Annotated in this window: 28 protein-coding genes and 1 pseudogene; 5 read left to right on the forward strand and 24 right to left on the reverse strand. The window is 36.6% G+C overall.

Translation table 11 applies throughout. From position 1 onward, the window contains the following. Nucleotides 1-33: 33 nt before the first annotated feature. Nucleotides 34-1,341: a sensor histidine kinase gene (locus AC0VXV_RS11500; protein ID WP_475528296.1), complete on the reverse strand. Its 1,308-nt coding sequence runs from the start codon at nt 1,339-1,341 to the stop codon at nt 34-36. A 281-nt stretch (nt 1,342-1,622) separates the two neighbouring features. On the opposite strand from AC0VXV_RS11500, the gene AC0VXV_RS11505 reads away from it, so the two are divergent. Further along, nucleotides 1,623-1,787 (forward strand): Spo0E family sporulation regulatory protein-aspartic acid phosphatase, encoded by a 165-nt coding sequence (locus tag AC0VXV_RS11505; protein WP_475528297.1) that lies wholly within the window; start codon nt 1,623-1,625, stop codon nt 1,785-1,787. Nucleotides 1,788-2,113: 326 nt separating this feature from the next. On the opposite strand, the gene AC0VXV_RS11510 is transcribed toward AC0VXV_RS11505, so the two are convergent. After that, the gene (locus AC0VXV_RS11510) at nt 2,114-2,590 is read right to left on the reverse strand and encodes a hypothetical protein (RefSeq protein WP_475528298.1); all 477 of its coding nucleotides are present in this window, start codon (nt 2,588-2,590) and stop codon (nt 2,114-2,116) included. Nucleotides 2,591-2,976: 386 nt separating this feature from the next. Between AC0VXV_RS11510 and AC0VXV_RS11515 the strand changes: the two genes are divergently transcribed. Continuing rightward, the gene (locus AC0VXV_RS11515; protein WP_475528299.1) at nt 2,977-3,444 is read left to right on the forward strand and encodes an NUDIX hydrolase; all 468 of its coding nucleotides are present in this window, start codon (nt 2,977-2,979) and stop codon (nt 3,442-3,444) included. A 239-nt stretch (nt 3,445-3,683) separates the two neighbouring features. Here AC0VXV_RS11515 and AC0VXV_RS11520 read toward each other — a convergent pair whose 3' ends face one another. The 6 genes from AC0VXV_RS11520 to AC0VXV_RS11545 all read right to left on the reverse strand — a co-directional run bounded on the left by AC0VXV_RS11520 (nt 3,684) and on the right by AC0VXV_RS11545 (nt 9,271). After that, on the reverse strand, nt 3,684-4,550 hold the full coding sequence (locus tag AC0VXV_RS11520) for an ABC transporter permease (protein WP_475528300.1): 867 nt from the start codon (nt 4,548-4,550) through the stop codon (nt 3,684-3,686). 1 nt (nt 4,551) lies between these two features. Continuing rightward, the gene (locus tag AC0VXV_RS11525; RefSeq protein ID WP_475528301.1) at nt 4,552-5,472 is read right to left on the reverse strand and encodes an ABC transporter ATP-binding protein; all 921 of its coding nucleotides are present in this window, start codon (nt 5,470-5,472) and stop codon (nt 4,552-4,554) included. A 1-nt stretch (nt 5,473) separates the two neighbouring features. Further along, on the reverse strand, nt 5,474-5,878 hold the full coding sequence (locus AC0VXV_RS11530; protein WP_475528303.1) for a DUF3021 domain-containing protein: 405 nt from the start codon (nt 5,876-5,878) through the stop codon (nt 5,474-5,476). After that, nucleotides 5,875-6,330, reverse strand: coding sequence for a LytTR family DNA-binding domain-containing protein (locus tag AC0VXV_RS11535; protein WP_475528304.1), 456 nt, complete (start codon nt 6,328-6,330; stop codon nt 5,875-5,877). Before AC0VXV_RS11535 ends, AC0VXV_RS11530 begins: the two co-directional genes overlap by 4 nt. A gap of 253 nt (nt 6,331-6,583) precedes the next feature. Next, nucleotides 6,584-7,477: an SDR family oxidoreductase gene (locus AC0VXV_RS11540; protein ID WP_475528305.1), complete on the reverse strand. Its 894-nt coding sequence runs from the start codon at nt 7,475-7,477 to the stop codon at nt 6,584-6,586. Between the two features lie 177 nt (nt 7,478-7,654). Then, nucleotides 7,655-9,271, reverse strand: coding sequence for a thiamine pyrophosphate-binding protein (locus AC0VXV_RS11545; protein ID WP_475528307.1), 1,617 nt, complete (start codon nt 9,269-9,271; stop codon nt 7,655-7,657). A 246-nt stretch (nt 9,272-9,517) separates the two neighbouring features. Between AC0VXV_RS11545 and AC0VXV_RS11550 the strand changes: the two genes are divergently transcribed. The 3 genes from AC0VXV_RS11550 to AC0VXV_RS11560 all read left to right on the forward strand — a co-directional run bounded on the left by AC0VXV_RS11550 (nt 9,518) and on the right by AC0VXV_RS11560 (nt 11,538). Further along, nucleotides 9,518-9,943: a hypothetical protein gene (locus tag AC0VXV_RS11550; RefSeq protein ID WP_475528308.1), complete on the forward strand. Its 426-nt coding sequence runs from the start codon at nt 9,518-9,520 to the stop codon at nt 9,941-9,943. Nucleotides 9,944-10,345: 402 nt separating this feature from the next. Further along, nucleotides 10,346-10,741: a phosphatase PAP2 family protein gene (locus tag AC0VXV_RS11555; RefSeq protein ID WP_475528309.1), complete on the forward strand. Its 396-nt coding sequence runs from the start codon at nt 10,346-10,348 to the stop codon at nt 10,739-10,741. 95 nt (nt 10,742-10,836) lie between these two features. After that, a complete protein-coding gene (locus AC0VXV_RS11560; RefSeq protein WP_475528311.1) occupies nt 10,837-11,538 on the forward strand; it encodes a DUF421 domain-containing protein in 702 nt (233 codons plus the stop codon). Here AC0VXV_RS11560 and AC0VXV_RS11565 read toward each other — a convergent pair. From AC0VXV_RS11565 to AC0VXV_RS11640, 16 genes and pseudogenes are all read right to left on the reverse strand, one after another. Beyond that, on the reverse strand, nt 11,514-11,996 hold the full coding sequence (locus AC0VXV_RS11565; RefSeq protein WP_475528312.1) for a GNAT family N-acetyltransferase: 483 nt from the start codon (nt 11,994-11,996) through the stop codon (nt 11,514-11,516). The two genes, AC0VXV_RS11560 and AC0VXV_RS11565, sit on opposite strands and share 25 nt — an antisense overlap. A 178-nt stretch (nt 11,997-12,174) precedes the next feature. Further along, entirely contained in the window at nt 12,175-12,471 is a 297-nt protein-coding gene (locus AC0VXV_RS11570) for a hypothetical protein (RefSeq protein WP_475528313.1), read from the reverse strand. A gap of 178 nt (nt 12,472-12,649) precedes the next feature. Next, a complete protein-coding gene (locus tag AC0VXV_RS11575) occupies nt 12,650-12,967 on the reverse strand; it encodes a hypothetical protein (RefSeq protein ID WP_475528315.1) in 318 nt (105 codons plus the stop codon). 182 nt (nt 12,968-13,149) lie between these two features. Beyond that, the gene (locus AC0VXV_RS11580) at nt 13,150-13,719 is read right to left on the reverse strand and encodes a dihydrofolate reductase family protein (RefSeq protein WP_475528316.1); all 570 of its coding nucleotides are present in this window, start codon (nt 13,717-13,719) and stop codon (nt 13,150-13,152) included. A gap of 26 nt (nt 13,720-13,745) precedes the next feature. Next, on the reverse strand, nt 13,746-14,258 hold the full coding sequence (locus tag AC0VXV_RS11585) for a GNAT family N-acetyltransferase (RefSeq protein ID WP_475528317.1): 513 nt from the start codon (nt 14,256-14,258) through the stop codon (nt 13,746-13,748). Between the two features lie 129 nt (nt 14,259-14,387). Continuing rightward, the gene (locus AC0VXV_RS11590) at nt 14,388-16,043 is read right to left on the reverse strand and encodes an alkaline phosphatase (protein ID WP_475528318.1); all 1,656 of its coding nucleotides are present in this window, start codon (nt 16,041-16,043) and stop codon (nt 14,388-14,390) included. A gap of 163 nt (nt 16,044-16,206) precedes the next feature. Continuing rightward, complete coding sequence (locus AC0VXV_RS11595) at nt 16,207-16,992, reverse strand: sulfite exporter TauE/SafE family protein (protein WP_475528319.1); 786 nt, start codon at nt 16,990-16,992, stop codon at nt 16,207-16,209. A gap of 92 nt (nt 16,993-17,084) precedes the next feature. After that, complete coding sequence (locus tag AC0VXV_RS11600; RefSeq protein WP_475528320.1) at nt 17,085-17,312, reverse strand: sulfurtransferase TusA family protein; 228 nt, start codon at nt 17,310-17,312, stop codon at nt 17,085-17,087. A gap of 54 nt (nt 17,313-17,366) precedes the next feature. Continuing rightward, nucleotides 17,367-18,494, reverse strand: coding sequence for an MBL fold metallo-hydrolase (locus tag AC0VXV_RS11605; RefSeq protein WP_475531457.1), 1,128 nt, complete (start codon nt 18,492-18,494; stop codon nt 17,367-17,369). A 62-nt stretch (nt 18,495-18,556) separates the two neighbouring features. After that, nucleotides 18,557-19,117 carry a sulfurtransferase TusA family protein gene (locus AC0VXV_RS11610; RefSeq protein WP_475528321.1) on the reverse strand — a complete coding sequence of 187 codons (561 nt, stop codon included), beginning with the start codon at nt 19,115-19,117 and terminating at the stop codon, nt 18,557-18,559. A 53-nt stretch (nt 19,118-19,170) separates the two neighbouring features. Further along, nucleotides 19,171-19,467 carry a rhodanese-like domain-containing protein gene (locus tag AC0VXV_RS11615; protein WP_475528322.1) on the reverse strand — a complete coding sequence of 99 codons (297 nt, stop codon included), beginning with the start codon at nt 19,465-19,467 and terminating at the stop codon, nt 19,171-19,173. 13 nt (nt 19,468-19,480) lie between these two features. Further along, complete coding sequence (locus AC0VXV_RS11620; RefSeq protein WP_475528323.1) at nt 19,481-19,822, reverse strand: rhodanese-like domain-containing protein; 342 nt, start codon at nt 19,820-19,822, stop codon at nt 19,481-19,483. 10 nt (nt 19,823-19,832) lie between these two features. After that, the gene (locus AC0VXV_RS11625) at nt 19,833-20,309 is read right to left on the reverse strand and encodes a DsrE/DsrF/DrsH-like family protein (RefSeq protein ID WP_475528324.1); all 477 of its coding nucleotides are present in this window, start codon (nt 20,307-20,309) and stop codon (nt 19,833-19,835) included. Nucleotides 20,310-20,360: 51 nt separating this feature from the next. Continuing rightward, nucleotides 20,361-20,621, reverse strand: a complete 261-nt coding sequence (locus AC0VXV_RS11630; RefSeq protein ID WP_339194770.1) for a metal-sensitive transcriptional regulator — start codon at nt 20,619-20,621, stop codon at nt 20,361-20,363. Nucleotides 20,622-21,248: 627 nt separating this feature from the next. Continuing rightward, a pseudogene (locus tag AC0VXV_RS11635) lies at nt 21,249-21,614 on the reverse strand (HAD family hydrolase); the annotation flags it as partial. 189 nt (nt 21,615-21,803) lie between these two features. Beyond that, a complete protein-coding gene (locus AC0VXV_RS11640) occupies nt 21,804-22,235 on the reverse strand; it encodes a GNAT family N-acetyltransferase (protein ID WP_475528325.1) in 432 nt (143 codons plus the stop codon). Nucleotides 22,236-22,453: the final 218 nt, after the last annotated feature.

The following is a 22,453-nucleotide window of genomic DNA, read 5'->3' on the forward strand; positions in this document are numbered from 1 at the left end:
TAACTATAACGTCATTTGAAAACCTTTTACTATTTACTTAATAGGGATTTTCACAATCGCTATTGTCTCTTTTTCGTTTATTGTATCAAGTGTAATCGTTCCATTGTATTTATTAATTGTTTCCTTAACTATAAACAAACCTTGTCCTCTAACTCTTCCTTTCTCTACTTTTTTTGTTGAGTAGCCTTGTTTAAAAATTTGATTTTTATCAGGTAGCTTTCGCCCAACATTCGTAATCGAGAACGTATAATATAACTCGTCTGCTTTACAGCTAACTGTAATTTTACGTTGTTCCTCTGGCAACTCCATTGTCGCTTCTATCGCATTATCAATGATGTTAGATAATATATTGATTAAATCAATCGTTTTTATGTTATCAAATGGATTATCATCAACAGTTATCTGTATTTCAATTTGTTGATTTTGACATGTTAATTTTTTTGTTTGCAGTAATATCGCTAATCCTGGGTGCTCAAGATTCAATTTAATGGATTCAATTGTCTGTATGTCTTTAGACAAAGAATCGACATACTTTATCGCTTGATCTACCTCACCTATATGCAAAAATCCATGTAAAACTTGGATATGATTAGTATAATCGTGCCTTAACGATGAGACAGAAGCAATTAATGTTTTAATTTCCTTTTGATATGTAGACTCCGTAGTTCCAACTTCTTTTTGATACCACTTTTGTAAAAGTAAGAAAGAAATAATAACAATAATAACAAAAAGTCCACTGAGTACTAATAGAAAAATATTACTATTAATAACTGTTTCTTTAATCCCGTCAAGTGTCTCCATACTAATATCAATGCTAAGGTAGCTAATGATTTCCCCTTTTCCATTCATAATAGGAGTCCCAACCGTTATATAATGATGATCATATTTCGTATCTTCTAGGATCTCTGTTACAAATTGCTTTCCTTCTTCATACGCTAATTTCACTTGGGCTTCCGGTACTGTACAAGCTTCACCTATTAGAAAATCATTTGGATTATCCTTGTTTTCAGGATAACCTACAATTAAAACTTTCGATGTAGTAGGATTGTCTATTTCCATAGTATATACGTATAATACACCTAGTTTTTCTCGGGCATCGTTCAAATAATGTCGTATTGTCCAATAATCTTCATCACGATTCCGTTCTTTTAAAAATCGCTCATACGTTTCCAAGTCAATCGCCTTTGCAATGGTTTTGGCAGTTTCAAGATTTTGGTTAGCAATCGCCTCTTCCACTGTATCTTCAATCTTTATATAGGAAGTATACATACTTATTCCAATAAAGAATATGACTAATACTATAGATAACACTATTATTAGCTTTAATTTAAAACGTTTCATATTAAAACAATCTTCCTTACTATTAAATACATATTTTGCTGTAAATTAAAGGAACACAAAACAGTATAAATGTTCTAAATCCTTTTGTCCAAAAAAACTGCATCACATTATTACATTTACTATGTTAAGCAAAAAGATGTTAAAAAACAACGCTTTTAAAGTTAGACATCATACCTATTTTTGGCTAAAATAAAAAAGCCTATAACCAAATAAAATTTTACTTATTATAAAAGTCGTTGTTTTTGTAAAGTATTATTAAATAAAGAGAAAGGAACTTGTGCATGAGGTTTTTATCACTAAGAACAATATTGAAACTAAAAATCGAATTAAAAAGAAAAGATTTGTATAAAAAAGCTAACGATTTAGGATTCACACACCCAGAAGTAGTAAATTGTAGTCGAGAATTAGATAAATTACTTAATAAATACTCTAATATTCCTGCATAAATAAAGGTAACTACTTAGACCTATACTATCCCATGTAATGCATTCCTTGACTAAACTATGCAAGGTAAAAAAAAACCATACCCTTTTTACAGGTTTTTGGGATTTAATTTATACGTTTAATTTGATTCTATTTTACGTTTCTAAAATATTCAATCCAGGAGTTTATTATGAAAAGGGACGCTTCTTCAACAATCGCGCCCGTTTGTTGAAGAACGAATATTATTAAATCCTTCATTCTGATATTGTAAATTTAAAAGGGGAATTATAAATTTGATAGACATAATCTATCCGTTAATCGGACTAATTCTTATAATACGATTTAATTATTAGTTGTACATTGTATCAATATAATTTTTTATATAATTTAGCATTAATTGTTCAGAGGGAGAATTTTTAGAAAGTGGAACCACATATTTAGTCTCTCCTACCTCAAAAAATAATATTTTATTATCTGTATTCATTTCATAATAACAGTATCCTTCATACTCAATATCATTAAAGTGAACTAATGGATGTTCGTGTTCTTCAGTACATAAAATTACAGTTGCATTTAAATTATCATATACATTTAAAAGGTTTTGCATGTAGTTTTTATGAATTGGAATGATTGGAGCAGTTATATAATTTCTTTGAGTCGAATTAAGTGATTGCTCTTCGACGATAACTTCATAATATTCCTCAGCAGTAAAATCTACTGTATTTCTTACTTTCATGAAATGGTAAATAAATTTGTTTCCCAATTTGTGTAAATGCTTATGCGGTGGGATATTTGTTCCGTAAATCAATAAAGTTAAAGATTTCACAAAATACTCCTTTAAAGAAAAAATTAAAACTAATATTAGCATAAAGTTATTACATACGAAAAGTTACCAAAGCCTCTTTTTGTAGCATTATACAGAATGGTTTATTCCACATCCTGGCCTTTAACAGAAAAATCACCTTCTCTTATTCAAGGAAAACGCCCTATTGTTGTATAAGGAAGGCATAAGACTTTACCTTTAAGTATTAAAATAAACAAAAGATAAGTTTATACGCGATCTTCTTATTAAAAATGGCTCCCGATTGTTGTATGAGGATTGAATTATACATTTACAATGTTAAGAAAAGAGCTGTTATTAAATGATGCATGGGGAACTTCTCTTTATTAAAAACGTATATTTATAAAACTGTTTTAATGGAGGATTATCTTGTGAATGATTACATACAAACAATGAGAAATTTAATCGGACATGAAACCTTATTAACAATAGGCTGTGGGGCTATTATTGAAGATGAATTAGGACGTATTTTGTTACAAAGAAGAACTGATAACAATACCTGGGGGATTCCAGGGGGCATTATGGAAATCGGGGAAACTTTTGAGGAAACGGTAAAGCGAGAAGTTTTAGAAGAAACAAATTTAGTGTTAAAAGATTTATCTTTATTTGGTTTATACTCTGGTAAAAAAGGTTTCGCATCTTATCCTAACGGAGACCAAGTATACAGTGTACAAATTATACTCTTTACCAAAAATTATGAGGGCGAGCTAAATATGAACAATGAAAGTAAAGAATTATATTTCATAGCAAAAGAGGACTTACCTTCTAATTTAAACCCAACACAAGCTCCCTTTATTTTAGATTGGAAATCAGATACTCAAAAACCAATATTAAAATAAGTTTGTAAGAGTTTATACTTACTGCTCATGTAGTTGCTTGAACAACCAAAGCTGAAAGGGGAAGATTTAAGTTACTTTAACAGAGTGATTCAGTTTGACTAGGAACAATTATAAATTCAATCATAACCCCTACTTTGGTTTACTTCTTTTTTCATCATTTATCCGAACTTCAACCATTTTTCTCAAAGCTTATTAATTGTTTTTTCCAAAATGACGTTACATATTCCATTTGAAAGACCTCACTTATGCTGCAGGCGGAATAGAACAGCTGCAAAGAGAGCTATACCAACAATCGAACTGCAAATAAATAACACACTTGATTGCGTCCCTAAAATACTCCCACCTATTTCGTAAACAACTCCGTAAGTTAGCATATAGGAATCCATTGCCTCTTCCGCATTTCCAAACACCGTTCGCAAAGAATCTTCCATCATAAGTTGACGTAACAATACTGCGACGTGACTAACAGGAAATAAATGTATGACTGTTTGAATTGCTTTCGGCAGCACCCCCATCGGAACATAGACTGCGCATAAGAAGCCAATTAGTGTACCAACCAGGGAATTTACCGTTGAAAATGCTTTTGCTGATTTCGCCAAAAGTACAATCACTAAATTAATCATTGCGCTCAGCAACACGGCAAGCATAATGATGCCCATTAGTTGCAAGAACTTCCATACACTCGGCAGCTCTGCACCAAGCGTCAATAAATATATTTCACATACAATAAAAGCAATAGACGTCATGATAAACCCGATCATAACTGAGCTGAAGACATAGCTTAGCTGAATTGAAAACCGGGATGCCGATGTAACAAGAAAATCAGCTGTACGCTTTGATTCCTGATCACTTACGAATATAGCAAATACTGCTAGAGTTGATGTCATGGCTGTCATTGTTAAAATACCAGCAATCATCCATTGACTTACAAATAATTCAACTGCTGGCGTCATTTCGATTACCTGACTAATTGTATCAATTTGCAGCTTCTGTAAAAAGACAATAAATAACCCGATTGAAATCAAAACAGACAGCAATGAGAAAAAGATGAGCATTTTGTCTCGGAAGAAGATTTTATTATTACGAACAATTAAGCTCATCAGCATATTAGTTTTCCTCCCCCGCTACATTCGTTTCAATAAATACTTGGTCGAGCGAACCTTTAATTACTTCAAATGATGTAATATATGGCTCGAGTTGTGCTAAAACTGGAATCGTCGAAATTGTAGAAGATACTTGCACCTTCCACCCGTCTTGCTGCTTTTCAGGGGCCCCTGGTAAAATGGCTGTAACATCTTCAATTGCAACAGTCGGCTTTAATACAAATTGTAATAAGTCCTTCGCATAAAGTGCTTTTAACTCATTCGGCGATCCTTGTGCAATAATTTCCCCATTCTTCATGATGACAATATCATCTGCATGTGCTGCCTCTTCCATATAATGTGTTGTCAAAAATATGGTCATGCCTATTTCCTTGCGCAACCGCTCAATAGTATCCCAAACAAATTGACGTGTTAGGGGATCGAGTCCTGTCGTCGGCTCATCTAAAAATAACAGCTTGGGCTTATGAATTATTGCCCGCGCAATATCTGCTCGACGACGCTGCCCGCCTGAAAGCGAACCGTATTTTTTATGCTCGATGTCTGCAAGCTGTAAGTACTGCTGCACAAAATCATAATTTTCCTGTAATATCGGCTTAGGTAAACGATAAAAACGGCCACGATGCAGGATATTTTCCTTCACCGTCAATTGATGATCTAAAATACTTTCCTGAAATACAATACCAATCGTTCGGCGAATTGCCTCATTGCCTTTCAGTGTACCAAGTGTATGCCCATCGATTGTAACCGTTCCGCTCGTTTTCTCTAAAAGCGTACATAACATTTCAATTGAAGTAGATTTACCCGCACCATTATTTCCAATAAATGCAAATAGCGCACCCTTTTGCACTGAAAAGCTAATCCTTTTTACGGCTTCGAATCCTCCGTACCGCTTTGTTAACTGTTGGACATCAATCAATACTTTCATGTTACTCACCTCGATGTTGAAGTTGACTATTCATTTTTCGTATTGCACGCTTTTCATCGGTATAATAATACAGCCAAACGATGAAATATATAACCGAAGCACGAGCGTATAATAAAAAGATGGATTTACCGTTATAAAGTTCAAACCAGCTGCCATAATACCCTATGATAAAGACTGCGGTTACAGTAATTGCATAATGGATTAAAAGTACAACAAACATTGACCAATCCAATTTATACAGTTGATTTGCGACTGCAATGATAATTCCTAAAATGACTGCAAAGAAAAACTGATGTACAATCGTTTCACTCATCCAGTAATCATGTGGAGACTTTATAGAGTTAAGCATGATGATGAAATAGGATGAACATAAACTTATCAAAATACTTTGTATTAAATTTTTCACTTGCCATTTCCCCCTAACCCGAATGCCTCTTTTAATGCTTTGAAATAATTGCGGCTTATCGGAATCGTAACCCCATTTTCAAGTGTAAGTTGCGGGTTGCCAAGCACCTTCGACTGGATCGAAGCAATTTTCTCAAAATGCACAAGTGTTGCCTTATTGACACGTATCAGCTGTGTTGAAAATCGTTCCTCCAGCTCATACAGCTTTTGTTTCACTTCCAGTTCCTGCTCATCCGTTTGGATATAAACTTTCCCTTGCTCGCTGTAAATGCTGTATACATCCTGCATTTTAATCAAATGAATATCCCCATCAATGTAGCCGGCAATTGTATCATTTTTCGTTGCTTGATTAAGCTTTTTCAATAGCTGCGCCACTTGCTCATCATATTCTGGCGCATGAACATGAACTTCGATTTCCGAAAGTTGCTGCTCAAAATGTAAATGAATTTTCATAAGTCCTCCCTCTTGATTTGTAGTATAGCACCGCCTTTTTTACAGATTTTTTAATTGGCGCTAACACGTAAAAAGCTGTATGTAAGGTGTAAAATTTGGTTTGTAACATGCAATTTTATTATAAGTATTATTTTCCAACAATTGTTAAGAAAATTGAAATAAAATAAAACAGCAACCTCCTGTATAATCAGGAGATTGCTGTATTTAATATATCACTTCGTTCGAAGGGAATTTTTTCTGATGCCCTTCAAGATTATAAGTCGATTGGTTCGCCGCCTGTTACCCCGTAAATCTGTCCGGTAATGTAGCTTCCTTCATCGGATGCTAGAAGGACATATACTGGGGCAAGCTCTGCCGGCTGTCCTGCACGACCAAGTGGTGCATTTTGGCCAAATTCAGGGATTTTGCCGTCCGGTTGTCCATTATCCAACTGTAGCGGTGTCCAGATCGGTCCTGGCGCAACTCCGTTCACACGTACCCCTTTAGAAGCAAAGTAACCAGAAAGGTTTACTGTAAAGTTGCTGATCGCACCTTTTGTAGAAGCATAGTCCATTAAAAATGTGGATGGATTGTACGATTGAACCGATGTCGTTGTAATAATCGCACTTCCCGGTTCCAAATGTTCTTCAGCAGCTTTAACGGCTTCAAACATGCTGATAACATTTACTTTGAACGTATCTTCTACTTGTTTGATTGTTAAATCGCTTAGTGTCTGCTGTGCAATCTGCTGTCCTGCATTCAGGACGAGTGTGTCCAATCCGCCAAAAGCTTCCACTGTTTTTTTCACCATTTCTGTCGCCGCGCCATCTTCACGCAAGTCATATGGTAGCAGCAAGGCTTTTTGACCCGCTTCTTCGATTAATGCTTTTACTTCATTTGCGTCTTCTTCTTCACCAGGGAAGAACTGAATTGCTACATTTGCTCCTTCGCGTGCATAAGCAATCGCGGCAGCACGGCCAATTCCGGAATCGCCACCGGTAACTAATGCATTTCGTCCTTCCAGACGATTATGCCCTTTATATGATTTTTCTCCACAATCAGGTTTTGGACTCATTTCATTTTGTAGCGCTGGAGTACTCTGTTCTTGATCCGGGAATTTCTCCGTATGAAATTTTTTTCGTGGATCGTTAAGATTTGGGTTTCCCATCAAAAATCATCTCCTATCTAGTTAGTACATTCATTGCGAGGATAAATTCCGTAAGGTTTAAAACTGCTTATCAGATTTTCCTTCACAAAAACTGTTACATTTTTTTGAATACCCTGTATGATTTACTTTAAACAGTTTCAGACTTTATTCTTCAATTAAATCAATTGTGCTCATCTTTTATGTTGTTTCCGGGAAAAATACTTGTGCTGTGCTGATATCCACCAGTGTAGGACCCTTCGTATTGAGTGCTTCTTCTATCACAGAGTCCAGCTCGTTATCTGAAGCAGGTCGTAATCCTTTCCAACCGCAAGCTTCTGCCAATTTCACAAAATCAGGGTTAGTTAAATCAACTCCTACTTCTTCCTTCTTCGCAACTTTCAGCTTATCCCTCTCCATTTGCAGACTTTCATTATTCAAGACAACGACCGTAATATCAAGTTCGTAGCGAGTTGCTGTCAATAAATCTGCAAGCACCATTTGAAGCCCTCCGTCCCCTACAATCGCCACTACTTGTTTTTCTGGCTTAATGAGCTTGGCGGCAATTGCTGCTGGAAGACCAAAGCCCATTGTTCGCCAGTAACCGGAAAATAATACAGATTGATTTTTTTGTTTGAAGTTACGATTCGTCCATACTGTATTATCTCCTGTATCCAGTGCGAGAATAGCATCCGGTGCTACTGTTCGGTCAATGGCACGTATTATTCGGGAAGGATGAACAGGATAACCTTTAATATTGCCCTCCTCCTCATTTTGCGCTGCCCATTTATCTTTTGCTTGCTGTAAGTGGGCTACCCAGTCCTCAGAGCGGGAGAATTCTTGCAGGCTCTCCGTTAAAATTGGAATAATTTCTTCTGTTTTACCCATGATTCCTAGTTCTGTCGGAATTTCTTTTACAAACTTATCAAATTGGCGATCGATCTGAATAATTCGTGCATCTGTTGGCACAAACCCTTCCGGCCACCAAGTCGTGCCCGCAAGAAGTACTACATCTGCCTGCTTAAATACATCAGCAGCATAAGGATTCCCGCCTTCGCCAATCCCTTGTAAAACAAGCGGTGAAGATTCATCAAACAAACCTTTTCCGCCTAAACTTGTTAAAATGCCGGCTCCCCATAAATCCGCCAGTTTTTCCAAATCCGCTGAAACAGAAGTGGCACCTAATCCAGCCAGAATCATTGGTCGCTTCGCTGTTCTCATAATGTCTGCTGCGTGTTTCAGACTTTCATTAGTAAAGCTGGAAGTACCTTCAATTACATCCGGCAATCGACGCGGCTCACCCTTTGCAGGCATCATCATAATATCCTTTGGTATCGAGATATGGGTTACAACCCTTTGTCCGAGAGATGTTCGCGCTGCTTTTTGCAGAACTTCAATCGTCGCATCCGGGTTAGCCAGATTTGCAGAATAAGCTGCAAAAGGCTTCACAAGCTCCTGCTGGTCAATATATTGCGGATATTCCGTTCCAATCTTACTGCTTTCGGCCTGACCGGTGATTGCAAGTACAGGCGCTCTATCTGCATGCGCATCACCAAGACCATTTATAAGATTTGCTGCACCTGGACCCATCGTTGCAGTACACACACCAAGACCACCAGTCAATTTGGCTTCTGCAGATGCCATAAAAGCAGCTGTCGACTCATGTTTGACAGCAATGTATTTAATCTTATCCTGTTTTGCCAGTGCATCGATGAGCCCGAATGTCGCATCCCCTACTACCCCATATATCCGTCTTACACCGAACATATACAATTGATCGAGCATTAATTCAGAAACTGTTCGCTCTGTATTTCCCATGACATATGAACCTCCTTGATAGACTTTGCTAACCTGCCAGTTATAAAGTCTAATTTATATTTTTTGTTCATATTTTTTAACTTTCCCTAAATCATTCGAGTTAATCTTCCTTTTTTCAAACGAGCTTATCTAATATCGCGTTGGAAAATTTAATAAAAAAATATATAATGAATGAACTTATGGAAACATCTTTTCTTCGTGGTTTTTTAGAGTTTGTGCTATATTCAAATTGTCAGGAGTGATTTGATGAAGAAATTTTTAACTGTTACTGTAATTATTCTTGTTTTACTCGGAGCAGCTGGTTATGCTGTGTGGCATTTTGGGACAAATATTGCTTCCGAAAAAATCGTCGAACAAGTAGAAGCTAATTTAAATGATGAAGATAAAGAAGAAGTGAAATCCTATATCGCAAAAGATCCGAAGCTACAGGAAATAGTAAACGAAGCGGCAACTACGGATCCCGATTCTCTCCCCTTCCAAACGAAGGAAGAAGCTACTCGTCTGTTAATAAAAAAAGTAGGCGTTAATCGATTACTAGCGATTCAGGAGCAGGCGCAAAACGGTTCAATTAGTATCGATGAAGTAGTTTCTGAAATGGAAGGTACACTGTCAGAAGATGAAATTGCTGCGTTAAAATATGTTTTATATAAGGAATTGTATAACCAGAATTAGTCGACTCGCAGTCTTTAGCAGCATCTTCAAATTGGTGAACTCAAAAATAAAACTCGATTTCGTTTAAACGGAATCGAGTTCTTTTTAATTCAATGTATTTTTCTTTGCAGATAGCCATAATAAATTATATTTACTTTGCATTATCCTAAATTTTTTTAGTTAGGAGGAACTAATATAAAAAAGTGGTCATACATTTTAGGCATTTTTACTTTCATTGTATTCTGTTTATTATGGATAACGTTTGAAACAGCTTTCATTCAAGCTTTTGACAAAGGCACTTTTGAATTATTGTACGGAAACAAATTCTTTACTCTGTTTCATCATTTAGGTGAAACTAATTTTATTTTTACTGTCGCAATAATTCTTTGTATCATTATTTGGATTCGCAAAAAAGACTATAGATTGATTGGGTTTGTTATTTTTTCCGTAGGTGGTGGATACGGGTTATATCAACTATTAAAGCGCATAATTGAAAGGCCGCGTCCGGATATAACAGATCAATTTTCTACATTTAGTTTTCCTTCAGGACATGCGGTTCATGGTTTATTGTACTTATTTACGATTGCATATGTACTAAACCGTCTTTACACATTAAACAAAGCCTCACTGATTGTTTGGATTGCAGCTATTATCTTAACTTTACTAATTGGAATTTCTCGAATTACAGAGGCACGTCACTTCGCTTCAGATGTAATAGCTGGTTGGTCACTTGGCTATAGCTGGTTTATTCTTTGCGTATGGTTTTATATAAAAAGCCAGAAAGTCGGATGCTCAGAGGATAACCTTTCGGATTCTTAGTTTAGTGGAAACGGTACAGTGTAGGCCCTCCTTCGAATAATTTCAGAAATTTAGGTGAGAATAGAAACAACACTAGGTTCGAAGGATGTGACACAGTGGATTTTTTTTACGCACAAGAATCTCTCACTGCATTTCAATGGATATTAAGGGCAATTATCGCCTTTATCTTCTTATTTTTTGTAGTCAAAATAATGGGATTGCGTTCGTTTTCCCAACTTCGTTTACTTGATTATGCTATGGCAATACTCATTGGCAATATTATTGCCCATCCATTATCAGATGAAGGGCTAGGATTAGAAGGTTCCTTAATTTCCATGACTGTTTTAGTCGTCCTTTATTTAGGTTGTATATATGTAATGAGAAAGTTTATCCCGTTTAGAGAATTTGTAGCGCCTCCACCAATTCCCCTCGTTAAAAATGGAGAAATTAATGTAAAGAATTTAAAAAAAGCAAGAATTACAATAGATGTTATTTTATCTGAAATGAGAAAACAAAGTATTTCGGATATCAATAAAATTGCATTAGCACTATGGGAACCGGATGGAGAGATTTCAATTTTTCTGTCACCTGACCATCAGCCTGTAACAAAGTCAGATCTCAAAATTACATCCCAACCTTTTTCCTATCCAATGACGATTATTAAAGAGGGAAAGATTAATTATGAGGCGTTAAGTAATTCCGTCTATACTGAAGAAACCCTTAAAAGCACTGTAAACAAAACTTATAACGTAGAATTTAATGCGATATTGCTTGCAACAATCGATCAAAATAATCAACTGCAAATCTTCCTCAAATAGTTAGATTCTTTTGCATTGTTAGTGCTGGAATCATCACCATTTTTATTAATGATGATTTCTTCCTTCACGATTTTATATCCTAGTTTTGAATAAAGCGCGATATTATTCTTTTCACTTTTTCGAACTTTGCATTTTGAAACAAATATATTATTTTGCACAGCGTAGTCTTCTAAGTATTTCACCAAGTTAGTTGCTACGCCCTTCCCCTGGTTTTTAGGTAACACAGACAATCTTGAGAAATAAATGAATTCCTCATTTAAAATACATTTCACGAGTGCTATTAATTCATCGTTATCGTATACCCCGAACATTTCTGTCCCTTGTTTTATCTCAGTAATAATGGAGTCTGCAGTTTCATTCAAAGCACTGGACGGTTGTGGATCTGTTTCGTAACGCTTGAACGCTTGATGGATAACTTTAACCGCTATGGCTGGGTCAATACTCATTTCAATTTTCAAATTAACACTCCCCCTAATAATAATAAATTATTAGTTATAATTATACATAAAAAGCAAAATAAGTAAATTGAAAAAAGAACACTTTCCTTATACTATCCAAAACTGTAGTAAATCATATACCCTTTCTTTTTGGAAAGCAACCTATTTATCATAGATAATTTAAATGCGTTTTTATGGATTATCTTTCAATATAGATTACATCATTTGTAGGCTCAAGATACTCTTTATCTCCTAAAGAAAAAGTGGTATGTAAACGTTCAATTTCCGCATACTGAACTGCTTTACCCTCATCGACAAAAACTAAAAGATAAATATCATCTCTTGAATCAATATTGCTTGGATCCGTAAATTTAACGCCGATTTGTTTTTCTATATCTGCTTGTGTCGTATAAGGCTGAACTAAAAACGCCTTGTCCCATTCGAAATCGTCAAATGTGTTTAGATAAGTTTTGCTTGTACTATTATCGGATACCATAATATCGATGAATGGAGTCTTTTTTCAATTTCTGTATTCCGTATAGTATCGCTATTATTACACCCGTTTATCAATAGCAAGGATAACAATATAACTGCAATTTGTTTGATTACCAATATATCCCCTTTTATAAAAATAGACGCGAATTCTTTTACAAGAACCGCTCCTTTCAATTAAGTTATGGAGCAAAATCCATTAGACCTGTAAACAATAAGAATAGCGCTAATAGCCAAAAAATAAAGAGTGATGAGGAAAGAATTAAAGAGAGAACGGGAATTAACTTCTTCTCCTTTTCTTTCGATAGCGCCACAAGTGACAATAAGACCCCTATAAATGTCATGACATAGGTGATATAATCTCCAGTCAAATTCCCAGTGTGGGCTAACCTTGTCGGTGTTACAAAGACGATAAAGAAACAAATAATACCGATTAGAAGTGAACTATAGCTGATTAAACTATGTTCCCTTTTTGGCGCTCTTTTTTCAATATTTTGCAAATAAACCCTCCAAAATTTGTAATTATCTTCATACTACTTTCTTATACAACGTTAAGCAAATATCGGCCTTTAATTAAACCTTAACCATTCTATACTATGCCCCTTTATTGAAATTGAATGAGACTATTTAGGAGCACAACAGTTAACTGATTTAAGCCTGTCACCTGTAATTTACGATGATATTAGTTCCCCTCATAATGATAAATGATTTGTACAACACCGGAAGAGAATGTTCTTGTATTCACTACTTTTAAATTTAACCTCTCTTTAATATCGATAAACAGCGGTTTCCCTTCTCCCAATACGACTGGATGAATGGATAATCTAAATTCATCAACAAGCCCTAAATCGATAAAAGTTGTAATAAGGCTTGCTCCGCCATATAGCCAAATATCTTTTCCAGGTTTATTCTTTATTTTAATCACTTCTTCACGGATGTTATCATTTATAAATATTGCTTCATTACCGGTCCCGTTTTGAATTCTGGAAAACACATATTTCTGTTTACTATGAACCAAATCCCACATTTCTTTTTCGGTTTCGGAGCAACCTTCTTCTGGAATATATTGTCCCCATAAGTCGTAGCTTTTTCTGCCGTAAAAAATTGTATCAACTTGATTCAAAAAGTCGTTAAAGTTCATTTCGGGGTCCATAATGCACCAGTCTATTTCACCATTTTTTCCTTCGATCAATCCATCCAAAGTGATTGCCAAATCTAAAATTACTCTTCTCTTAGTTGTATGATATGCCATAATTTTTTCTCCCTCTTTGATGCAGCTTACTTCCACTCTTCACCCAGAATCGCGTAATAATATTCATCCCACCACTCATCACCGTTTGGAATGCATTTTTTGAAATACCCTTCCACTCTCATGCCGATCTTCTCCATTACACGATACGATGGCGGATTTTGTGGCTGGCAAGTTGCGATCACTCTATGTAGCTTCATTTCTTCAAAGGCATATTGTAACATTGCTTGAGCCGCTTCAGTAGCATAGCCTTTATTATAAAATTTCGGATTGAATACCCAGCCAATTTCATATGTATGGTCGCCAAAATATTTACCGAAAAACATATGCCCAATTAAAGTATTTTCACCTTTCAATATGACCGCGAACTTTTCCGCTTCATCCCCCATATTTTGTTCGATAAATTCTTTTGCAATTTTTTCTGTAAAAACCCCTTCAGGTATATATTTCATCACATTGGCATCGGATGTATATTCATATACCGCCTGTAAATCGTTCCTGTTAAATTTCCGTATTAATAATCTTTCAGTTTCGACGTGCATTCCCTTACCCCCATGTTAAGTCTATTTTCTAGTTTCGACATCGAATGATTGTTTACCTTTAAATAAATGCCCCGACTACTTCAAACAAAAAATCCTCACCAATCGAGCTGGCGAGGATATTTTTAGTATTTACTTCAAATTCTTAATCGTTTCTTTTGAAATATAAAATCCGCTTTCATTGTATACACTGATTGTATTTGTCTGAATTTCACTTGTTGTTACTTTGCCTGATTTACCCGTTTCTTTTTTAATGATTATGTCCTTATTTTCAGGGATTTCAAACGTAGTCGAACCTTTCTTCACTACAAGTACCGCGTTTTCCTTGTCCGATAGGTCGATTGAAGTCGTCATTCCTTTACCATTCAGCGCTTCTTCTGCGTTCGTGTAAAGATCCTTTGTTAATTTATCCAATTTAATCCCCATGAAGCTGGCCATTTCTTTTGCTAAATCGGTATTATCAACTAATCCCGAAATTCGTTTTGGTCCATAAGAGTACAGGAATACGTCATCGCCTGTATGTCCTCCAGTGGTGTATCCTAAATCCGCACGTTTTGATAAAAGATTGACGAATGTACCGGCAAGCTTCTTCGTTTCTGTTGCGTTCAGGGCAGCCGTTTCCTCTGCAGTTAAATTATCCAGTCCGTATAGCTTCGCTACATCCACTAAATTCGAACGATCTGGCTTTAAGTGGCTGAGTGCGCCTTCGACTGTCATCGTTGCCTTCTTCAATGGGTTAATATAATTGGAAATATTTATTTTGTCATATGTAGAGCTCGTATTTTCATTACCAATCGTAATCCCGCTGTTGCCGTGGTCTGTTACTGCTATAACCATCGTATTTCTATCTTTTTTTGCAAATTTCAGCGCTTCATTTACCGCATCATCGAATGACAAAATATCCGTAACCATTCCGATTGGATCATTCGCATGGGCTGCCCAGTCGATTTTACTGCCTTCGATCATAAGGAAGAACCCATCCTTGTCTTTGTTCAGCGTATTAATCGCTGTAGACGTCATTTCTGCTAACGAAGGCTCATTTGGATTTGTTTTCGTACGATCTAGTTCATATGCTAAAGAACTACCGGCAAAACTCCCGTAAATTTTATCGGATTTAGTTGTTAATAACTCATCACGTGTCGTAATGAGGTCATATCCTTTCTCTTCAATCACACTAACTAGATTTTCGCCATCTTTCCGGTTTTCTGATTTTAAATAATCATATCCACCGCCAAGTATCACATCCATATTTTGATACAATTGCTGCTCACCGATATCGTCATAGTTACTGCGAGAGGTTACATGTGAAGAAAAGCTTGCTGGTGTCGCATGTTGAATTTCGGAAGTAGAAACAATTCCTGTTGATTTGCCAAGTTGTTTCGCTCCTTCTAACACATTAGCAACTGGTGTAAATGCATCGTCCGGATTCCCGTTAACACCTGGCATATCAATTACGGATGGCAATACCCCTACATACCCGCTATTTGATTTGTGACCCGTAGCGAGAGCCGTTCCAGCTGGTGCAGAGTCTGTAATCGCTGATTCAGCCGAGTGTGTTGTCACACCACCTGTTAAAATTTCATCCATTGCGAGACTCTCGCCTTTGTACCAGCGTGCCAACGATACCGCATTATTGCTGGAACCGTCCATCACAAGCATGATGACATTTGTCGGATCCTTTTTCGCCTGTTTAGCTTCAGCCTCTGAATTGAACTGCATAACCGAAAATGATGATACTGCTACTGTCCCTGCAAGTGCATAAGTAAACCATTTTTTCTTGTTCTTCATCAATGAAATATCCTCCTAAGCAACCGCTAATTTGTAATTCGATTTCATTGTAAAGTTCTTTTGTAAATCTGGAATGCTAGATTTGTAAAAATGTATTGAGCCAATGTGAAGGTAATAAAAAAGAGTGAAGCTCAACTTGCCGCTTCACCCTTTCCTAATTTAATTATTGTAAAATATCTATCCATATTTTAATAGCTGTAGCACCAATCATGATTGCAAGCAGCCATTGCAGTATTTTAACATTCATTTTCTGACCGACTTTTGCACCAATTGGAGCTGCGATGATACTTGCAATGATCATAATGAAAGCCGGCCAATAGTCGACCTGGCCTGTCATAACTTTACCGACACTGCCACCGATTGATGAGATGAATGTAATCGCCAAACTTGTCGCGATTGTAATACGTGTTGGAATTTTTAACACTGTCAACATAATCGGTACGAGTAAAAACCCGCCGGCTGCTCCGACAATGCCTGATCCGATACCTACGATGAGTGCAAGTATACTCGCCAATGCTTTATTGAATGAAATTTCTGTAGTATCTTCAACTGTTTTCCTCGGTATAAACATCATCACCGCGGCAATGACAGCTAATAGCCCATACACAATATTCACGGCATCTTCAGATAAAAATCCCGAGCCGTAACTGCCAATGAAGCTGCCGATTAATATCGCCACCCCCATATATAGGATAAGCTCTCTATTTAACAATCCGCTTTTCCGGTAAGCCCAAACCCCTGCAAGCGATGCGAATAACACTTGTACGGCACTAATACCGGAAACTTCATGTGCGGTAAATGCGACTAAACCGAACAATGGTGGAATATAGAGCAGTAGCGGATATTTGATGATCGAACCACCAACTCCGAGCATACCGGAAAGAAACGATCCGATAAATCCAAGTGCAAAGATGACCGTTATATACATTAATGATAAATCGATTTCCATATGCTTTCCTTCTTTCAAAAATTCATTTATGCCATTGCTAATACACTGTCGAATAAAGAAAGTGGATAGAAGTCTTTTCTACCCGCTATTTTTTATGCTTTTTGAATATAGAAGTACAGGACACCTGCTTCTTCTTTTTGTTCAACGATTGAATGGCCTCCAGCTCCTGCCCATGCAGTAAAATCATTTAAAGCCCCTTTGTCTGTCACTAATACTTCCAGCACGTCTCCGGAATTCAGAGTATCAATCGCCTTTTTAGTTTTGACAATCGGCATTGGGCAAGCTAAACCTTTAGCATCCAGTGTTTGTTTAATATTCATGTTTATTTCCTCTTTACTTTAAATTAGAATGTTATATTAATAATGTTTTAATCGTTATCTTACTGCACAGCGGTTTGGACCGATCTCCATCTCTGTCTGTTCCTCATCGCTTGGCGTCAATTTCCCCATATTCACGATACGGATTTCCTGATAAGCATTCGGTTGCAGTGGTAAATTGTCCGTTACCATTGAACGGAACTGTTCTTCATTTTTCACATTTAAACCATGGTTTTCAGCGAATAAATCACCTAGTCGTTTTGCCACGGTTCCATCTTCATTCAGTTCATCGATGATCATGAAGTGCGCCGGCAACACGATTAAATCTTCCGACAATGTACGGTAGCGTTTATATAATGTTTCGCGTAAGTCACCTACCCAATCCTCCGTTAAACCGGCTAAGTCCGGACGTCCGATTGAATCGATGAACAGGATGTCTCCTGTTAATAAATACTTTCCGTCAATTACAAATGATGTTGAGCCAATCGTGTGACCTGGTGAATACATCGCACCTACTTCAATCTGCGATGTACCTAAATTTACTGTTAGATCATCTTCAAGTGCTGTATAGTCGAAAACGACTTCTTCTGCGTCTTTTGGAGGCAGGTAGTACGTTGCACCCGTTTTTTCTGCAATATGACGTCCGCCGGAGATGTGATCTGCGTGCAGATGTGTATCGAAAACATGCTTAATCTCGACGCCTTTTTCTTTTGCGAAGTTAGTGAAGATATCCGTGAAGCGTACTGCATCAATAATCGCTGCTTCCCCGCCATTTATTGCCATGTATGAAAGACAGCCCTTCCCTAAACGTACGAACTGATAAAGTTCACCACCATTATCCAAGTCTCCAACTTTAATCGGCACAAGGTACATCGACCAAGACTTCATGCCACCTTCAAGGTAACCTACATCAAGACCCGCATCCGAAAGCATTTCAGCTATCATGATGGAAGAACCCTCTTTAGCACAAACAACCAAAACCTCTTGATTCTTAGGAATTTGCGGTAAAATTCCTTCTACACCATCCAACAGTTCAAAGTAAGGAATATTTAAATGATCAAACTTATGACCTTCGATTTTCCAGTCCATAAATGCATCTGCATTACGAACATCTAAAATAAACAATTCTTTGTTTTCAATTACTTTGCGCGCAACTTGTGCGGCTGTCCTTGCTGTTACTGCCATCATCATTACCCCCATAGGTATAATTTTATATAAATTTTTTTTCAGAACCTTTTTCAAAAAAATTACTCTATTTCTTTCTGTAACGCACCTTCATGACCCATCATACCCGGCAAGACATTGTATACTTTTGTAAATCCTGCTTCAGCCAGTTGTTTAGCTGCCAAATCCGAGCGTGTGCCTGTTCGGCAAATGACATAAATTGTTTCGTCTTTATCGAGTTCATCTATTCGTGTTGTTAATTCGCCCATAGGAATTGATTTTGCTCCCGGAATATGACCGAAAGCATATTCTGCTGCTTCACGGACATCTAAAATCAAGCCTTCTCGTTTCACGGCATCTTCATTTGAAATCGTTGCTTCAAATGTTTTTTCTGCTGTTTCACTCAATTCCGGATTACATTTTCGGATATAGTGATAAAACACACCATCTACTTCATTTGAGCCGATATATTGATGACCGACTGTTTTCGACCATGCGGCTAAATCCGCGACAGAACCTTTGTCTGTCGCCTGTATTTCCAGCACTTGCCCTTCTTCAACATTATTCATCGCTTTTTTCGTTTTGACAATCGGCATCGGGCAAACTAAACCTTTTGCATCAAGTTGTACGTCTGATTTAATCATCGTTATCCTCCATGTATACCGGTAAGGGTATAATTTATTTCAAAATTTTTTACTTACTTAACTTCGTCATTCCATTCAAGCATGCCACCAGTCATATTTGTCACATCAAATCCTTGTGACTGTAAAAAGGCTGTTGCCTGACCACTGCGTGCACCAGAACGGCAAACCATTATATACGGTATTTTTTTATCTAACTCGTGCATACGGAATTCCAGTAATCCTAATGGTATATGGGTAACACCAGGGATATGACCTGCCTCTACTTCCGCTACTTCACGAACGTCGATTAAATGAAGCGCTTCACCGCCTTCTAATTTTTCTTGTACTTCTTTTGGTAAAATAGTTTTCATCACGATTTCCTCCTTAATATGCACTCATACCGCCACGAACATTTGTAACTTGTTTATAGCCTAATTTTTTAAGTTGATTGCATGCTTGCTTTGAACGCATGCCGCTCTGACAAATGACGACAATTTCTATATCCTTTGGCAGTTTTGTCAAGTCCGAACCAAGCGGAATATTTTTAAATTGCTTTACATTACGTGCTTTATACTCAGCAGCTGTACGTACATCAACAAACACTTTATCTTTGTCGTTAATCATTGCTTTTAGCTGTGCCATTGAAATGGTTTTAACACCTTTTACTGGCTTCATGCGCCAGGCAAAAAAGGTCACAATCACGGCAATTAATAATATTGTTTCCATATGTCACCCCCTATATGAATAGGTTTACGTTCCCGTCTTCCGCATCCGCTAAATAGGCCGCTACACCCGCGTATTCAATGCCATCCAGCAATTCTTCTTTTTGCAGTCCCAATAAATCCATCGTCATCGTACATGTCACAAGCTTAATGTCCTGTTCCTGCGCCATTTCTACGAGTTGTGTCAATGTTAAAGCGTTATGGTTATTCATTACATGTTTGATCATTTTTGGCCCCATGCCGAGCATCTGCATTTTTGATAGCCCTAGTTTTTCCGCACCACGCGGCATCATTTTGGCAAACATTTTTTCAAGGAACCCTTTTTTAACAGTTACCGGTTCTTGTTTTCGTAATGCATTGATACCCCAAAAGGTATGAAAAATTGTTACTTCATGATCATATGCGGACGCACCGTTAGCGATAATGTATGCAGCCATTGCCTTATCGTAATCACCGCTGAATAATACGATTGTTGTTCTTTTCTTTTCCAATTAAAGTCCCCCTACCCCTATAGGTATAATGTATTTTAAAAATAAAAAGCCTTATCGACTTTTTACTAGTAAATCTACTGCCTGTTTGACCATAGCATTTTTATCGATAGTATCAGCATCTTCTTTTGAAAGACATTCGACTAAATTATCCGTCACAATGACACCGATTGTACGGTCGACAGCAGACCTGACAGCACTTAGCTGCGTAATGACATCTTTACAGTCCTTTTCTTCTTCCATCATCCGTAAAATACCGCGAAGCTGACCTTCTACTTTTTTCATGCGTGCCAACACTTTTGGATCATATTGCATACGCTCACCTCATTTGGAATGATTTATTAATCACACTATACTACCCCTATGGGTATGTGTCAAATGTTTAATTTTCTAAAATAGCTGGCATGTTTCAACAAACAGTCCAACTATTGCTTTCTACATATTATACCCCAATAGGTATACTGTCAACAAAAAAGGAACTCGCACTATTGTGCAAGTCCCAAAACGAGCGCTCTTGCCTTTCCTCTTCTTCTTGTTTGGTTGAAAAGAAAGGAACGCCTTGTCATTATTACCGGCTCCCAACAGGCAACTCATATTTAATCCGCCATGCCATTTCCAAACGTAAGGATGATCGATGCCTTACAGTTAAATAAGATTACAACGTTGGGAATTAAATTAACAATTCAACCGTCTTTTTGCATCGCTTTTCTATTTATTCCGGCATATTGTAGCGAGGGAAAAAGTTATACACCAAAAATGCACCGAACAGTATGAACTAGGTTCAGATCACTCTTAATTTATTCAATCGTATCCATCCATTCCACATCCACTTTTTCAGTATCCATCCATTCGTAAAATCTTTCTATATGCCACCTATTTTTTAACCTGACATATTGGTTGTCTTCAATCCAATTATGTAAGTCATTATATGCATCCACTGGGTGTTCCGTTTGTGATGAGTGCAAATCTAGCTCGCTGCTTTATCGTATTTAATATATTTAAAGTATTTTGATCTATAGAGAAGCAGTTGGGAAAATTGGTATTCCAAAAATCTTGAATATTATTACCTGGCAATCTATTATATGGTGGGAACTCATCAAAAAATAATTCAAAAACCCCTGTTTTATCACTCTTACCATAGTCTCTGCGATCATATTCTTTGAATTCCTGCAACATTTGATCACGTCGAGTATCTTCTACATCTACATAACATTTATCTAAAATGATAAAAAATATTTTATCTACTGCATCATCCCTGTTAAGTAAAGTATCATCTAAATCGAATATGATTGCTTTATAGCCTCCCATATAAATACACCCCCATAACATTTAAAATTTAGAGATTTCTCTCTTTGCTTATTTATGAAATATTATGAGAATTCATTTGACAATCCGGTCCCATTCATAAAGAAAGACATTTTCTAGATTTCAGACAAACAATCGTTTATTGAACACTTTTACTAAACGAATCAGGTTGGTTAGTAACAAAGAATTTCGTTAAATATTCTTTAAATCTTTTTTCAAGTAATAATGTTTGAACTCCCTTCCTACATTATCTAAACTTCCGAAAACTTGATACCCATTCTTTTTATAAAAATCCAATGCTTGAAAACTCAAAGTATCTACTTTTATGAAATCACATTCTTTTTCCAATGCTATTTTCTCAAGTTCTGTTAATAATTTAGTTCCATAACCTGATTTTCTTAGATCCTCATCTATCATAAAAGTATGAATTTCCAGCCAGTTCCAGCAGATCTCGCTAAGGATTCCACCTCGAACAGTGCCATCGTCATCTTTTAGAAATAGACAGACTTCTTCATATCTGCCGTTTAAATCATCTGGAAAGTGCCTTAAATTAAACTTGTATAGTTCATCGTTAATATATTGCTTATCCTTACTTTCTAATTCTTTAATAATACGAATGGACATTATACATTTCCCCCATTGTTTAATTTATAATTTTTAAAGTAACTATTAATATTTAATCCTGTTTGTATTTTTATATTTTTATAAACATTGGAACCTCCCCAGCGCACCGATTCCTATTTATAGATTTTAGTGAATAATATGCAATTAAAAGCTTTCCCATGCAATGTATTATACTGAACACACTGCAGTAGTTGCGTTTCAATTACATGTGCTTTGTA

The sequence above is a fragment of the Solibacillus sp. iso_87 genome (genome assembly GCF_056173085.1).

Bases quoted from the DNA above. Each gene is read 5' to 3' on its own strand.
- AC0VXV_RS11500 (WP_475528296.1), bottom strand. From the start codon at position 1,341: ATGAAACGTTTTAAATTAAAGCTAATAATAGTGTTATCTATAGTATTA.
- AC0VXV_RS11605 (WP_475531457.1), bottom strand. From the start codon at position 18,494: ATGGCAGTAACAGCAAGGACAGCCGCACAAGTTGCGCGCAAAGTAATT.
- AC0VXV_RS11610 (WP_475528321.1), bottom strand. From the start codon at position 19,117: ATGATTAAATCAGACGTACAACTTGATGCAAAAGGTTTAGTTTGCCCG.
- AC0VXV_RS11505 (WP_475528297.1), top strand. From the start codon at position 1,623: ATGAGGTTTTTATCACTAAGAACAATATTGAAACTAAAAATCGAATTA.
- AC0VXV_RS11615 (WP_475528322.1), bottom strand. From the start codon at position 19,467: ATGAAAACTATTTTACCAAAAGAAGTACAAGAAAAATTAGAAGGCGGT.
- AC0VXV_RS11535 (WP_475528304.1), bottom strand. From the start codon at position 6,330: ATGAAAATTCATTTACATTTTGAGCAGCAACTTTCGGAAATCGAAGTT.
- AC0VXV_RS11580 (WP_475528316.1), bottom strand. From the start codon at position 13,719: ATGGCATATCATACAACTAAGAGAAGAGTAATTTTAGATTTGGCAATC.
- AC0VXV_RS11540 (WP_475528305.1), bottom strand. From the start codon at position 7,477: ATGGGAAACCCAAATCTTAACGATCCACGAAAAAAATTTCATACGGAG.
- AC0VXV_RS11525 (WP_475528301.1), bottom strand. From the start codon at position 5,472: ATGAAAGTATTGATTGATGTCCAACAGTTAACAAAGCGGTACGGAGGA.
- AC0VXV_RS11595 (WP_475528319.1), bottom strand. From the start codon at position 16,992: ATGGAAATCGATTTATCATTAATGTATATAACGGTCATCTTTGCACTT.
- AC0VXV_RS11550 (WP_475528308.1), top strand. From the start codon at position 9,518: ATGAAGAAATTTTTAACTGTTACTGTAATTATTCTTGTTTTACTCGGA.
- AC0VXV_RS11570 (WP_475528313.1), bottom strand. From the start codon at position 12,471: ATGGTATCCGATAATAGTACAAGCAAAACTTATCTAAACACATTTGAC.
- AC0VXV_RS11640 (WP_475528325.1), bottom strand. From the start codon at position 22,235: ATGTCCATTCGTATTATTAAAGAATTAGAAAGTAAGGATAAGCAATAT.
- AC0VXV_RS11630 (WP_339194770.1), bottom strand. From the start codon at position 20,621: ATGCAATATGATCCAAAAGTGTTGGCACGCATGAAAAAAGTAGAAGGT.
- AC0VXV_RS11600 (WP_475528320.1), bottom strand. From the start codon at position 17,312: ATGAATATTAAACAAACACTGGATGCTAAAGGTTTAGCTTGCCCAATG.
- AC0VXV_RS11585 (WP_475528317.1), bottom strand. From the start codon at position 14,258: ATGCACGTCGAAACTGAAAGATTATTAATACGGAAATTTAACAGGAAC.
- AC0VXV_RS11520 (WP_475528300.1), bottom strand. From the start codon at position 4,550: ATGCTGATGAGCTTAATTGTTCGTAATAATAAAATCTTCTTCCGAGAC.
- AC0VXV_RS11590 (WP_475528318.1), bottom strand. From the start codon at position 16,043: ATGAAGAACAAGAAAAAATGGTTTACTTATGCACTTGCAGGGACAGTA.
- AC0VXV_RS11545 (WP_475528307.1), bottom strand. From the start codon at position 9,271: ATGGGAAATACAGAGCGAACAGTTTCTGAATTAATGCTCGATCAATTG.
- AC0VXV_RS11620 (WP_475528323.1), bottom strand. From the start codon at position 19,822: ATGGAAACAATATTATTAATTGCCGTGATTGTGACCTTTTTTGCCTGG.